Genomic DNA, 633 nt, shown 5'->3' on the forward strand with positions numbered 1-633 from the left:
CGTATCCTGCCCGGTAGACCTCCTCCACTTTTAGGGTTTCCATGAAGCTATCGATCTGTACATTGTGATAGGGTTGCCGGCACTCCTCATAGAGCCGCACAAGCCTGCAGCCTCAAGAGCAACACGATAGCGCTGCTCTGCCCCCTAAAAACTGGACCGTTTGAAACTGGAGTTTTCGGCTACCCTTCCCTGGCTGGGAAAGGAGCTGAGACCGATGAAGGCATCGAAGTTCACTGAGGCGCAAAAGGCGTTTGTTCTGAAGCAGGGCGAGGAAGGCACGCCGGTTGCGGAGATCTGCCGGAAGGCCGGGATCAGCCAGGCGACCTACTTCAACTGGAAGAAGCGGTATGGCGGGTTGCTGCCGGACGAAATGCGCCGATTGAAGGCGCTTGAGGATGAGAACAGCCGGCTCAAAAAGAGCGTGGCCGACCTGACGCTCGACCGGGAGATGTTGCAGGACGTCATCCGCCGAAAGCTATGACGCCTGGTCGGATGCGCGAACTGGTTCGCGGGATGTGCATCGATTGGGGTGTGAACCGCCCCTGGTTTACCGGAGAGTAAAACACTCAAAGGATGAGCCCTATGTCAAAGCCGAGATTCACCCCCGCCTATCCGGCCGAGCTTCGCGAACGC

Annotated in this window: 1 pseudogene; it reads left to right on the forward strand. The window is 57.8% G+C overall.

The window, feature by feature from the left end:
• Window positions 1-214 precede the first annotated feature (214 nt).
• Window positions 215-537, forward strand: a pseudogene (locus IEX25_RS19925) (transposase); the annotation flags it as partial.
• Window positions 538-633: the final 96 nt, after the last annotated feature.

The sequence above is a fragment of the Paracoccus acridae genome (genome assembly GCF_014642735.1).
Lineage (GTDB): Bacteria > Pseudomonadota > Alphaproteobacteria > Rhodobacterales > Rhodobacteraceae > Paracoccus > Paracoccus acridae.